The organism is Nostoc cf. commune SO-36, assembly GCF_023734775.1.
Taxonomy (GTDB): domain Bacteria; phylum Cyanobacteriota; class Cyanobacteriia; order Cyanobacteriales; family Nostocaceae; genus Nostoc; species Nostoc commune_A.
Genome location: NZ_AP025732.1, coordinates 974,455 through 987,923 on the forward strand (window position 1 = coordinate 974,455; position 13,469 = coordinate 987,923).

The 13,469-nt window shown below is 40.2% G+C and carries 13 protein-coding genes; 9 read left to right on the forward strand and 4 right to left on the reverse strand.

All coding sequences use genetic code 11. The features are described 5' to 3' along the window. Positions 1-101: 101 nt before the first annotated feature. From ANSO36C_RS04365 to dndE, 4 genes are all read right to left on the reverse strand, one after another. Positions 102-524: an ABC transporter permease gene (locus ANSO36C_RS04365; RefSeq protein WP_251958547.1), complete on the reverse strand. Its 423-nt coding sequence runs from the start codon at positions 522-524 to the stop codon at positions 102-104. Next, positions 509-1,801 carry an AmpG family muropeptide MFS transporter gene (locus ANSO36C_RS04370; protein WP_251958548.1) on the reverse strand — a complete coding sequence of 431 codons (1,293 nt, stop codon included), beginning with the start codon at positions 1,799-1,801 and terminating at the stop codon, positions 509-511. The genes ANSO36C_RS04365 and ANSO36C_RS04370 overlap by 16 nt, the downstream gene beginning before the upstream one ends. A gap of 245 nt (positions 1,802-2,046) precedes the next feature. Next, on the reverse strand, positions 2,047-3,504 hold the full coding sequence (locus tag ANSO36C_RS04375) for a DNA phosphorothioation-associated putative methyltransferase (RefSeq protein WP_251958549.1): 1,458 nt from the start codon (positions 3,502-3,504) through the stop codon (positions 2,047-2,049). Positions 3,505-3,555: 51 nt separating this feature from the next. Next, complete coding sequence (dndE, locus tag ANSO36C_RS04380; protein WP_251958550.1) at positions 3,556-3,942, reverse strand: DNA sulfur modification protein DndE; 387 nt, start codon at positions 3,940-3,942, stop codon at positions 3,556-3,558. A 191-nt stretch (positions 3,943-4,133) separates the two neighbouring features. Here dndE and ANSO36C_RS04385 point away from each other — a divergent pair, with 191 nt between their 5' ends. From ANSO36C_RS04385 to ANSO36C_RS04420, 9 genes are all read left to right on the forward strand, one after another. Then, entirely contained in the window at positions 4,134-4,958 is an 825-nt protein-coding gene (locus ANSO36C_RS04385) for a DUF4007 family protein (RefSeq protein WP_251958551.1), read from the forward strand. Beyond that, positions 4,948-5,388, forward strand: coding sequence for a hypothetical protein (locus tag ANSO36C_RS04390; protein WP_251958552.1), 441 nt, complete (start codon positions 4,948-4,950; stop codon positions 5,386-5,388). Before ANSO36C_RS04385 ends, ANSO36C_RS04390 begins: the two co-directional genes overlap by 11 nt. A gap of 32 nt (positions 5,389-5,420) precedes the next feature. Then, positions 5,421-8,231 (forward strand): hypothetical protein, encoded by a 2,811-nt coding sequence (locus ANSO36C_RS04395; RefSeq protein ID WP_251958553.1) that lies wholly within the window; start codon positions 5,421-5,423, stop codon positions 8,229-8,231. Beyond that, on the forward strand, positions 8,185-9,738 hold the full coding sequence (locus ANSO36C_RS04400) for a hypothetical protein (RefSeq protein WP_251958554.1): 1,554 nt from the start codon (positions 8,185-8,187) through the stop codon (positions 9,736-9,738). The genes ANSO36C_RS04395 and ANSO36C_RS04400 overlap by 47 nt, the downstream gene beginning before the upstream one ends. Beyond that, complete coding sequence (locus ANSO36C_RS33810) at positions 9,731-9,865, forward strand: hypothetical protein (RefSeq protein ID WP_267145354.1); 135 nt, start codon at positions 9,731-9,733, stop codon at positions 9,863-9,865. The genes ANSO36C_RS04400 and ANSO36C_RS33810 overlap by 8 nt, the downstream gene beginning before the upstream one ends. A 97-nt stretch (positions 9,866-9,962) precedes the next feature. Beyond that, complete coding sequence (locus tag ANSO36C_RS04405) at positions 9,963-10,736, forward strand: hypothetical protein (RefSeq protein WP_251958555.1); 774 nt, start codon at positions 9,963-9,965, stop codon at positions 10,734-10,736. Further along, the gene (locus tag ANSO36C_RS04410) at positions 10,727-11,020 is read left to right on the forward strand and encodes a PglZ domain-containing protein (protein WP_251958556.1); all 294 of its coding nucleotides are present in this window, start codon (positions 10,727-10,729) and stop codon (positions 11,018-11,020) included. Before ANSO36C_RS04405 ends, ANSO36C_RS04410 begins: the two co-directional genes overlap by 10 nt. Continuing rightward, positions 10,951-11,937 (forward strand): hypothetical protein, encoded by a 987-nt coding sequence (locus tag ANSO36C_RS04415; RefSeq protein ID WP_251958557.1) that lies wholly within the window; start codon positions 10,951-10,953, stop codon positions 11,935-11,937. The genes ANSO36C_RS04410 and ANSO36C_RS04415 overlap by 70 nt, the downstream gene beginning before the upstream one ends. Beyond that, positions 11,909-13,468 carry a BREX system Lon protease-like protein BrxL gene (locus tag ANSO36C_RS04420; RefSeq protein ID WP_251958558.1) on the forward strand — a complete coding sequence of 520 codons (1,560 nt, stop codon included), beginning with the start codon at positions 11,909-11,911 and terminating at the stop codon, positions 13,466-13,468. The genes ANSO36C_RS04415 and ANSO36C_RS04420 overlap by 29 nt, the downstream gene beginning before the upstream one ends. Position 13,469 lies beyond the last annotated feature (1 nt).

Sequence of the window (13,469 nt, forward strand, 5' to 3'; positions counted from 1 at the left end):
TAGCTGAAGATTTGTGAAGTATTCTTGATTTATTTTAGCGATTTTCTGTGCATGGGAATTGGGAATGCGGCATTGGGCAATACTTTTCTCCCCCTGCTCCCTTACTCCCTCTGGCGATCGCTCTCCAAGTCATCAAGCACTCTTTCGCAATACCAATTCTCCGCCATCCCAGGATAAGTTTCCTTTGCCTGTTCAATCAACCGTTCGGCTGCGGCAGTGTCACCAGATAATTTAGCGATTAGCCTGTTTTTGAGATAGCTATCAGATAAACCCTCCTCTACCTGGGTTGGTATACTTTGATTTATGCTTGATGGAGTTGATGGCCGGGACTGATCTCTCCGCAACTGCCAAAATAAAACGTAATAAAGTGTCCCAAAAATTAAAATTAGGCTGAGTGTTCCGAAAAAAGTTAAAAGGTTAAATGCTAGATATCCTAGAACTAACTGTGATAGAACATAGCCAAGTAATAGACCAGTAAGTAAGAGGATGAATGTTCCGACAGCAATAACTACTTGATTCCCCATATATCCTCTTCTTCGTCCTCAAGGCCTGGTCTGGATACTGCCACTGGCTGAGGGTTCCAGGGGGCAAATACTGGTAATAGGAGTAGTCCTGGTACGGCGGCGGCAATGGTAATTAAGAAAAATACAGGCCAACCCGTGCTTTGAGCGATCGCGCCTCCAGGGGCCGCCAGAATATCCCGACTGACAGCCATTAAGCTGGATAACAAAGCATATTGGGTTGCCGAAAACCTCTGGTTACAAAGACTCATCAAAAAGGCAACAAAGGCTGCTGTCCCCAATCCACCACAAAATTGTTCTACGTTGATGGCAAGTACCATAGCTTGGTAGTTTTGACCGATGTATGCTAGAAAAAAGTAAGCTAAGTTACTTACTGCTTGTAGAATACCAAAAACCCAAAGCGATCGATTAATGCCAATAGCACTCAAAATTGATCCACCTGCTAAAGCACCAACAATCGTCGCAATTAACCCCATCCCCACTTGAATTGCCCCAATATCGGTTTTGGTAAAACCCGTTTGCAGCAAAAAAGGTGTGGTCATATTGCTCAACAAAGCATCACCTAGCTTATATAGGGTAATGAATGCCAGCATGAGAATTGCTTTGATAATCCCTTGACGCTGAAAAAATTCCTGAAAAGGCAAGATTACAGCATCAGCCAGAGAACCTGGAGGGCTAATTTCCTTGGGTTCCGGTGCGAACAAGGTGGCAAGAATACCAATTACCATCGTCCCTGCCATAAACAAGTAAACTGATGACCAAGGCAGTTTGTCAGCAAGTATCAAGGCTAAAGCACCTGCGACTAACAGGGCAATTCGATAACCTAAGATAAAAACTGCTGCACCAGCCCCCATTTCTAGTTTTTCTAAAACGTCGGTACGGTAGGCATCAACGGCAATATCTTGAGTTGCACTGATAAAGGCAATGACTATGGCGTTGATGGCTAGGAGTTGTAATGCTTGTTTGGGTTGTTGGAAAGCCATGAATGCGATCGCTACAATCAAAGCAATCTGCGTCAAAATTAACCAACCCCGTCGTCGCCCCAAAACTGGCAAAGTGAACCTGTCCACCAACGGCGCCCACAAAAATTTTAAGGAATAAGGCAAACTAGCGAGGCTAAACCAACCAATAGCGGCCAAATCGACCTTTTCCTCCGTCATCCAAGCCTTTAAGGTACTACCAATTAAAAATAACGGTAAACCCGATGAAAAACCTAAAAATAATAAAGCCGCCATCTTGCGACTACCGAAAACTCCCAGCAGCGATTTAATTTTCCTCATAGTTTCAACTTTTTGCCTCTTTTGAGGAAATATCAATAAAATACAACGAGGAAATTGAAAAGTATATCATCTAACTACTACCTCTAAGGGTTTGGATTATCTGAGTGGCAGCAGTTCCGATTAATTTCTATCAGAGATTGAAACTTGCCATAGCTGCTATGTGATTTTTCGTAAACATGAGAAACTACCAAGATTTACTTGGGTTAAATCCAAATTCAGGATAACCTTATAGCGTCAGCGTTTTATTAACTTTCTTGAATTGGATAAACCTGATGTCCCTTGATTTCTACTCTGTGTGCAGCGAGGCATTTTTCCCAACCTTCACGCGTACCAATGTCGCTTTTTTGGTTAAGCAGCCCTAATTCCTGTTCTTGTTGGGTGAGTTTAGCAAATTCTTCATAGCGTGGGTAGTTGCTGGTAACAAATGTTTCCTTACGGTGCAAAATCGGCGGATTTACCCTAGTTTCGTAGTCTCGGTGAGTAATGAAGAGGGTTTTTAAATCAATACCTATACTGACTTTTAAAGCTGGGTGGGGATCAGTGTCGAATTCGGGGTAAAATAGATAGGATATTTGCGGCTTATCAGTGTGATATTTGATCAATGTGGCTCCATCTACACGCCCAATAGTGCGGCTAGCGCAGCCTTCACAAATTCGCAGTAAGGGATCGAGTGCTGCTAATGCCGAAACATGGACGTAAATAGCACCGCGAGTGTGCTTACCAATTTTGCTTTTTTCGCAAGCAGTTTTAATTACCCCAGGTTTACCTAAGCTGAAAAGCTTTTGGTCGGCTACAAGACACGCTTCCTCATAGCTACTAAAAAAGGCTTTGATATCGTGCCGCATTTCTGGGGCTAGCTTCTGCCATGCCGGACGTTTATCAAAGTGAGTCAGGGCGAGATAAACTTGGATATCGAGAGAACGACGATAAGCGATCGCGTCCCATTCAGCCTCATCAGTAGCTTGCAATACTACACCGAAGGCGCGGCGAAAGTTACCAAATTCCTTCAGTAATTCCTGTTCATTTTCCAATTCGCCTTTCACAGGTAGTCTACCGCGCTTGGTAAAGAAAGCCATGAGTGGTTGCAGCTGTTCTTGATAGTCTTCAAACCGCTTAATAGGAATGCGGACTCGCGGCGTAGAAGTGGTAGAAAAGAAGCGGATAGCTTTGTAACTTTCTTTTTCAGCTTCATCTCGAAAAACAAAGTAAACGCCTAGTGCGATCGGTACTGCATCGACATTTAATACTTCATCAATATAAGTTTTGAGTTCTTGTTGTTCGTAATATTTCTGAAAAGTATTGCGGCGCGTCACAATGCCATCATTGTAAGCAAGTTGGGTTTTGCTGGGAGCGTTAATCAGGATTTGAGCCGCGACAATTAAAACTTTCCCGGTGAGTTCCCAGGCTTGGATTAGGCTTTGGCGGCGTTCTTCTGAATCTTCAATAACATTGAGGACGTAACCCAAGTTGACCACATCGGCGGGGGTGCGTGGTACATCAGGATAGTAGTAAGGGTCCCAGCCTGCACTGGTGTAGCCTAAGTTTTTTACTCGCTGCACATCACCACCGTAGCCGCAGCCGTAATCAAAAAAAGTGGTGTCTTGATTGAGGATTGACCCTTCTATAGCCAATCGTACAGGGCGAGATATATCAATGCGAGCGATCGCAGCTCTATGACGCTCAATTTCTAGCGCTTCAGGCATAATATTAGTTGTCAGTTAACGGTGAACAGTTAACAGTCAACTAATATCCTTTCAATTTTTAACCGCCAGTTCAATTAAATCTTCAATTTTCTTGATATTTGGATCGCCTGCTAAGTACCCAATACCGCGATGCAAATGTAAGCGGAATTGAGTGGCGAGGGTTTCTTTATCGGTGAGATAACCGTCATTGTGACAGCGCTGCTTGAGGGCGAGGAGGAGAATATCGGCCATTTCGCCACCAAAAACGCGCCAACTCATTTCGACATTACTATCCTGGGGAATTGGGACGGGTGAGGGCGTGGTTGATTCTGCGAGGGAACGACAAAATGCCCAACGGCATAGGATATTCCACTGGTCAATTTTGGTGCTGCGCTTAAGTTTGGTAAGTTGGTCTTTAGCTGTTTGAGAGAGTTTTATTCTTTCGATTGGGGATTCCATAACTAAAAATAAAAGGGGAAGAGTGAGTCTATCTACGCACACTAATATCAATATTTAAAGTGGTATATATAGTAGTTAGTAATATACAATTCGATAGTTGTCTATATCCTCACAGTCAATATCTCATACATATTTTGAATCTAGTGTCAGGAAAATATATTTAATTAAACTTCGCATTTATAAAATATACGATGGTTAAATTGCAATTACATTTTAATGGCTCTTTTTCCTTTAAAAAAGACGAAATCAATAGACTGCTTCATACTGCTGCCCAAGAAAAAGGCTTAAATGATAGCTTGCCTAATTTGATGGAGAAAACAAGTTTAGGTAATGGCAAAGTAGGACGAGTAAAAAGTTGGGCGGTACGTGCAGGGTTAATTAAGAATAATCGCCCCAGTCGGGAAGGGGAAATTGTCTTGCGACTAGACTCAGGCTTAGAGTCAAATATTACAGACTGGTTGATGCATTTTTATTTAAGTTTTGGTGATAAAGGACTACAACAAACACCAGAAAATCCTGTTGATTGGGGTGGATGGTCTTACTTTATATATACGTTCTTGCCTCGCTATAGTAAATTTACTAGCGAGGAGTTATTGTATCATATTGCTTCCGAGTTTGAAGAAGAAAGCAAAGTGATTGCTGACAGAATAAAATTTATCTTGCGGACATACACTGAGTTTCAAGCTTTAGCATCCTGCAAGTTTATCACTCAACAAGAAGATAAATATGTTGCTGGAAATGCCCACTTACCTAACTCTTACTTAGTGGGATATTTCCTAGCCAAGCTGTGGGAACGTGACTTTAAAGGCGAAGGTTCTGTTCTTACCGAGTCCATCTTGAACCAGAAAATGGGAATTGCTGCTGTACTGGGAATCAAAGCAGACGCACTACAGGAACAGCTAAATGCACTAGAAGCTTATGGCATCATCGAACAGCGACGGGCAGTACCTCCTTTCCAAGTGATTCCGCGCTGGGATGAACCTTTGGCACTGCTGGAAAAAGCCTATGACGGATAAAGCTGATTTCCTGCTGCGAGATGCCAGACCGGATGACAGAATTCACTTGCTACTGTGGGATACACCTGATGAAAGCGAACTAGTACGTATCGCTTTTGACAATAATGCTGAACGGGTCAACTACCGAAAAAATTTGCTACAAAGGATTCATCCGGGAGAAAACTTTCTCACGCTTCATCATAATTTGGATCTGGAATTGGATGCGATCAAGTCAATGTGTTCTGGGGTTAATAAGCAGATTGTTTTACTGGAAGGGTTAGATTGTCTGATTACTTATCTACAGGTGACATCTGGCAGTCACATTACCCTTTTCTGGAAGCAACTGGAAGAAACTCGCAAGTTAGAAAAACTTTTGTGGATATTGCTACCCCAGCAACTAGCACCCAAAAATTGGTCGTCAGAGCGAATTAAGCGTATTCCTTCAGGATAATTATCACTTTGCATCTGCTATTTTAATTGATTATGCTCCTCAACCAACTTGTTGAAATCAACGAAAAGGGTAGTATTGCCAGTTCTGTAAACTTTGGGATGTTGGATGATTTAGAGAAGAATTTGCCTCTGTGTGAGAGTTTTATCTTTAATTACGACTCAACAAAACCTGAATTATCGACGGTTGGTATTTTGGATGCGGTGCGCCGTAGTTATCATAGTCCAAATCAGCCGAATATCCATTTGATGATTCAACAATATGGTAAGGGTAAATCTCATTTTGCGATCGCAGTAGCCAATTTTTTCAAAAAACCCTTCCACAGTCAGGAAGTGCAAGGGATTTTGTCACAAGTAGAAAAAGCGACATCTGCCAAAAATCAGGCTATTTCTGAAGGATTGAAGCTTTTTAAACAAAATCAACGCCACCAACATTTAGTTATCTGTCTTAGTGGTGATATCGGCGGTGACATTAGAAAACAATTTCTACAACAACTCGTTAAAAGTCTAGAAGCAGCAGGTATTCAAGATTCTTTAGCACACCATATATGCAGCGAACCCTTACGCTATTTGGAAACTTTGAATCCAGAGAATAGAGCAAAGGCAGAGAAATATTTACAAAGTAATGGTAATCCTGATGGTGATTTAAATTCTCTCATTCGCTTACTCAGAGAAAATAACTCTGGTGTAATATCTACTGTTAAAAAAATTGCTTTTCAAATCACGGGATTTACTCCTGATTTTACTGCTGATATAAATATTCAAGCAATTTTAGAAGACCTGATAAAAAATCATTGCATTGGTGAAAATGCTCACTTCCAAGGGATTTTAATTTTATTTGATGAGCTAAACCAATATCTAAAAGCTTGGGCAGCAGATGATATTGGTGCTGGAGGTGCTGCACTGCAAAATATTACCAACATTTGTGAAAACTACAAAGGCAAAATCGCTCTTTTAAGTTTCACCCAAATTCATCCCGCCCAAGGAGTTGGGATTTCTGCCAATGTAATACCAGAATACCAAAAAATTGCAACTCGCCTTGCACCAAAAGATGGGACTACTTACAACCCTGCTTCTAGCTTAGAACTGGTTATAGAGAATTTATTGTTGGTAAAAAATGCATCTACTTGGCAAACATTTCGTTCACAATGGCACAACACTCTGAGGAGAGAAGCTGAAACAGCTTTCGAGCGAAGAATTAAAATTTATAAAAATAAAGGCTGGTCTTTTGAAGAATTTTATACCCACTTATCCGAGGGTTGTTTTCCCCTCCATCCTCTGACGGCTTATCTGCTGTGCAACCTTGATTTTACCCAAGATAGAACTGCTATCCAGTTTATAAAAGGTGATGTGAAAAGGTTTATTGCAACTCAACCTGTGGAAAATGCTGGCAAAGTCAATTATATCTATCCTATTGCTTTAGTCGATACCTTTCTTGAAAACTTTTCTAACTACCCCGTTTATAACCACTACAAAAAAGCTGTGGATTTAGTGGCAGGTGCCGAGACTGACGATGAATTAGTTGTTCTCAAAGCCTTGTTTTTATATGAAGCTAGTGGCGAGAACCTGACCAAACCAGACCGAGAAGAACATCAAGATATTTTGGTAAGTTTGACAGGTTTATCTAAGTCTCGACTCCAGGCAGGACTAGATAAACTTGAAAAGGAAAGAGATTTAATTTACCACCGACCAGAAATAAAACTTTATCGTTTCTGGGAAGGAATTAATCCTAAAAGTATTCAACAAGAAATTGAAGAAAAAATCAAATTAAAGCCAACATCAATTAACGAAGTTGTTGCTTATTGTGGAGAAAAAAATATTCTTAAAAAATATCCTTATAATACCACAGTTATTGCAACAAGATTTGTGAAAGATAACAAATTAGTGAGTGAAGATTGGCAATTTGAACGTAAAATATATAGTATTGATAAATTCCTTAAAGCCTTAGAGAACAATCGTACTCTAAACGATACTAAAGAAAAGGGAATTTTCGCGTATGTAATCGCCGAAACTCAAGAAGAGTTACAAGAATTACGGAATAATATAGCTAATTACTTGTCTGAATCGCTAATTAATAATCGAATTGCGGTTGCTATTCCTACAGAAGAAACCGGAAATTTATCTCGTGTAATTCTCAAGATAAAAGCTCTTGAAGAAACTAACCCTACTTCTCAAAAATTGTTAGGCAAAGCTTATCAAGAACAGCTTCAACGTTGGCAGGAAGAGGCAAGCACGCGGTTAACGCGGTTATTAAATAATTGCACTTATTATTGTGTGGGAATCGAGAAAATTCCACCAACAGAACAACACAAAACAGAACGGGTAATCAGCGTACTTCTACAAAATTTATATCCCTTCGTCCCGCCCGTGGATGAAATTGATAAAATGCGTTCAGACCATCAGACAGGTAAAAAAATTGTCGGCTGGACTGCAAAACAAATCTTCATAGAAGATAATATCACTCAACAAACACTTCAAGACCAGTCTTATAGGACTGTTCTTGACCAGATTTTTGTCAAGTTATGGGGTCTATTTAAGAAAACCTCTGATAAGTATATCGTTCAAGAACCAACTCATGAAAAAATCCGCGCTGCTTGGCATAAAATTTCTGAAATAACTGATTTAGAAGGATTACCGCAAAAGATTTTTGGTCTAGAAACAATTTGGCAAGTACTTTCCGCGCCACCGTTTGGTTATAGCGAGTATAACTTTACCATGTTGCTAGCAGGATGGTTGGCAATCCACCGCAAAGAAGTTTGTTTGCGAGGACGCGTCAAACTTACTACTAAAAAGGGAGAGTTTGTTCCTTCACAAGATAAGTCTGTGCAAGACTGGGGTAATTACTGATATTCTCCAAAACCCCACCGCATTTGTTAACGACTGGATTGTTAAACAAAAGTCCAAACTAATTCGTCGCCAACAAGCAGAAATGCCGATTTCGGTATCACGAATAAATTATTACGATGAGGCGCAGGAGTATTTAGAGGCAGTTGTTGCTTTTTTGGAATCTAATGAACCGGATGGGTTAGAAAAAGAAGAATTAACTAAGAATAGAAAGCAGATGAGTGCTGCGGTTGCTGAAATTGACAAGTGGTTCCAACCAGTCCAAGCTGTGGAAAATTTACCTCATGATGCACAATTGGCAGCACTGTTACCACTTTACCCGCAACTGTTGAAGCGATCGCCAAACAACTCAATTTTACCAACAGAACAACAACGCGATCGCTTCTCTCAAGCATTTCAAACTGTAAGTAATAAAATTGACCAACTTGTAGCAGCAAAAAGCAAGGGTGCTGAGTCACTATCTACCGAACAAGCTTGCAATAATTATAAAATTGAGATTCAAGGAATTATTGACCAGATTACCCAAATTGCAGACTTGCCTCCCCACTTAATTGAGAGTTTGCAAAATGCCCTGCGTACCAGCAATATCAGATTAACAGACATTAGGCAGAAGGCAGAAGAAGGGCAAAAGCAAGCTGAAGATACACAAATTATGCAGAATATTCGTAATTCTGCAACAAAAATCAAAACTATTCATCTTTCTCAAGCAGCACTTCAAGAAATTGAAAATTTACAATCTTGCTTCAATTATGCTGATAAATTTCAGGGTGAACTTGCTGAGATTGTACAGTCAATTCAAAACAAAATCACTAGCGATCGTTCTAGTCTGGCGAATCTCCGCACTCAACTACAGTCAGTAATAAATCTCACAGAATTAGATGTTATTAATACACAATATGCCAAGCTTGATGTTGTATTTCAAGATTCGGCTGATTACGAAAATTACCAAGAATTACAACCACAAATTCAGAGTTTAAAGCACGATCTAGAGCAAATACAAAGTCTAGAAATTCGCTATCAACAAAGTGATTCTATTGCCAGTTTTAATGATGTTTTGGCAATAATTGCTAGTCAGGTGTTGAATATCCATAATACTGACCGCTTTCAAGAGAGGATTTCTCTGTTAGAAGTAAATGTTAGGAATAAAATACAGGAATATGAACAAAAACAATCACAAATTCTCCAACAAAAACAAGCTGCTGCCCAGCAATGGGTAAAAGATTTAGAAACCAGTTGTACTCAAATAAACCAATCGGTTGATGATGCGGAGAAACTAGAAATAGCAAACAATCTACTTGAGCAAATTCAAGCTGAAAAATCTGATTATATTAACTTAATTAGTGTTACAGAAACTCAGTTACTAGAGAATATAGAACGTCAATGCGTTGAGGAACAGAAGAAAGATATAACCAATCAAATTTTCGTACTGTTACGGCAACTTCCCCGTTTAGGGCAACAAAATGTATACGAGAGGTTAGGGCAAATTCTCTCAGAAAAGACGGATGAGTGATCAACATATCATATTAGACCCTACTGGATTATACGATATTCCCTCCGGCTATATCCGAATTACAACAGAGGTGGAATGGATACAGTTCTTTGGTTGTCAGTGCCAATCCTTGCTGGGTAAGAGGTGAGCGATTATGCAAATGGGCAGAAACTTGGCTGCGATCGTGGAATAGAACTGAGTAAATCACGGAGATTAAGCAGCATCCCCGCTACATACTAGGGCAATTGTTTGCTAATGTACCCTTACCAGATGATTGGACTGACGAGCAACTACTGATTCTGACTACCAAGTTAGATTTTTATCCCCAAGACAACCCCATTGCCCACTTTTTGGCAGACAATATCACCAACAGTAATGGACAGATATGGTTTGCCCAAGCCTCGATTTCAAATCTCGCCACTTGGTTGTCAACTCCAATTCCAGAAGAGTACAAACTCCTAGAGCAAGTTTGGCAGCAACGTTTCAAGGAACATAAGTTAGCAAACTATTACCAGACTGAAGATAAATTATTGTTCCTGCGTCGCTGGTTAGGCATAGCAGAACCAGTCTTCAATGACATCGGCAAGTATCCCTTGCCAGTTCCCGACTTCCTCAGACAAGAGTTTGACACCTATTGGGAACAACTCATCTCTCGCACCGAAGGTAAAGTTCTGGATACCCTAATGCCTGCGAACCAAGTAGGTATGGAGCGAATTGCAAATTGTGCTTACAAGGTTCTTGGCAATCGGCCTAACTGGATTAATCAAGCCAGGGAAGCCAAAGTTACCCCTTATCTTAGTTATCAGCAGAAGCAAGAATTAAATCTTAATCAACATCCCCCCCAACCCCTGGCTTTAGATGCTACTCCTGGGCAAGCTTTAGCTTGGGCAACAAAAAATTACCTGCCCTTCCGTCGCTGGGAAGTTATTAAGCAATCTGCCGTTGCAACAAAAATTAGTGATAGTTGGCGGATAGCTTTGTTGAGTGGATGCTCCAGCACTACCCCCAAATGCAGGTAGACTCAGTAGAAAATTCCTACCTCAACTACAGCTTTGCATCAAAAGTACAAAATCTTTGCCAAGAAAGTCCTGTTTTTTGGGTTGTGGTCGATGGCTTAGGATGGTTAGATCATCTAGAACTTTTGGCTTTACTCACGAATAATTACAAACTAGCTGTAGAAACTGCCATTGAGCCTCGGTTTAGTATTCTGCCCACTAAAACAGAGTATGCCAAATGGAGCCTATATGCTCAATTGTTGCCGATGATTCTGCTTGGGTTGCGGATGCTGGCAAAGCTTTTGTGAAAATGGGTATGGGCAAACGTTATACAGATAGACAAGTTGACAGACTTTACAGCGCTTTGAGAAAAAAGACTTCTAAGTTGTATTGTTGGGATACAGATATATTCGATAGTCTTTATCACACTCAAAAAGATTGGCAAAGCCTTTACGAACTTGACCGTCCCCACACTCTAGAAGGCATTGCCAAGAAAATTGATTACTGTTTGCAACAATACCCCGATCCAGAAGCGCTGAGAATCGTGATTGCTAGCGATCATGGTCAAATGATGGGTACTTCCGAAAAAATCACCCACTGCCCCCCAGAACTGGAACCAAAGGGGAGAATGGCGATCGGTAAAACAGATGATACCAGGTTTGTGGTTTTGGAAGGCAATCGCTACGGTCTTCCTCACGATATTAGTATTGTTAAAGGCTCCGCCAGCTTAGGTTCTTTTAGCTACACTAGCAATAAAAAAATTATCGGTTCTCACGGTGGGCTATTTCCCGAAGAAGTTGTGGTCGGCGTATCTGTTCTGCGAAAATCGATCCAACGTCTTCCTGTACTGCTTTTTTGCTTGAGTGAAGGCAAACCCAGACAGGCAGGAAAACTAGAAATTACTATTGAGAATCCTAACTCAGTGCCGCTAACAGACCTTTGCCTATATATTCACGAACTACCTGATTTTCAGCAGGGAAAACTATTAAAACAGGAAATTCCTGCTAATCAGCGCTTCAGTTTTCAGATAATAATTCCCGAAGTACCCCCATTGCCCCCAAATTATCCGGGAAATAACTTATCTTTAACTGGCAATTTAACTTTTAGGTTTGCCTATGCTGAAATTGAAAGCACTGCTCTCACTCCTGACTCAAAAATTATTATTAACCAAATATATAGTAGTGGATTTGATATAGATGAATTCTTGGGAAGCAACAACCTATAATAACGATTTGGTTCGTGAGGTTTTCGGAAATCTCTGTATTGATAAAACTAGACTCCCATCTAGTGGACTCAGTTCTATTGGCGTGCCTAGTTTTGTGGCTGAATGGTTATTAGATAAAATAGTGCCCGGTTCAGGAACACTTACATCAATAGAATTAGAGAAAATCGATAGTTTTATTAAAAAAGCCTTTCCCCGGAAAGATGACCGGAATGAAATTATTTTTGACCTTACTCAAGGGGAAATCCGAAAACTCATTGCTTTAATGCAGGTACGCATTAAATTAGAACAGGGAGGAAAAGTAATTCCTGAACCATTGGCACAAATTCCGGTATTAAATTTGACTGAATGTAGCATTGCGACTGATATTGTCGAACGTTATAAAATACTGCTACGCCAAGGAATATGGGGCAAAATTACTCTAGCTATGCTTCCCGATGGCAAAGTTGAAGTGATGGATTTTGAACCATTTCAATGTTCACAAGTTGATTTACAAGGCTATGCGGAATGTCGGGAAAAATTTAATACACAACAATGGCGGGATTTAATATTTTGCTCAATGGGTTTTAACCCCCAGCATCCCAGTTATCAGCAGGAAGCTAAAACATGGATATTGGCTAGGTTATTACCATTAGTGGAAGCTAATTATCATGTCATAGAATTAGCTCCTAAAGGTACTGGAAAAAGCTTCTTTTTTGAAAATATCAGTAGTAAAGTTACTTTAATTAGTGGTGGTAAAGTTACTCCTGCCCAATTGTTTATCAACGGCAGAACTAAAGAAGTTGGGTTACTCGGTCGTCATGAAGTTGTGGTTTTAGATGAAGTTCAAAGTTTAACCTTCGATAATCCTGAAGAGATGATTGGCCCACTGAAAAATTATCTGGCTAGTGGTCGTTATAATCGTTCTGGTTTTGCAGATATTTCTAGTGACTGTGGGTTAGTGATGCTAGCTACAGCGCTTCCCGCTATTATGCAATACAGTTTTTCTTATTGCCTCTCTCCTAACATAGCTTTTAGCTTTGAGGATGTACCTCATAGCTGCCGGAAGTGCTGTAATATTGAATTAGACGATCAATTAGAACCACGCAATGAAGATAATTTAATTGCTAACCTCCCCAAGTTTTTTGCCGAAACTGCATTATTAGACCGATTATCTGGTATTATTCCCGGCTGGAAAATTCCCAAGTTTCAAAAAGAAATGATAGCTTCTCAAGTTGGTTTGAAAATGGATTTTTTTGGTGAAGTATTGCTATCTCTACGCCAAGACAATCGCTTCAGGTTCTACGTAGAACAGCATACTAAATTTGCCAAAAATGTAACTATTCGTGACCAAAATGCTATTCTCAAATCAGCATCAGGTTTTCTAAAAATTCTCTATCCTCATTTGGAATTAACATTAATGGACTACGAGCGTGATTGCCTGGAACCCGCTTGTAAACTACGCCAAGCAATCCGAAATTCGCTATATTATCTCGATGAGGAATTTAGACAGTTTTTGGTAGAGAAATTTATGTGGAGACAAAGTAAGTACTAGA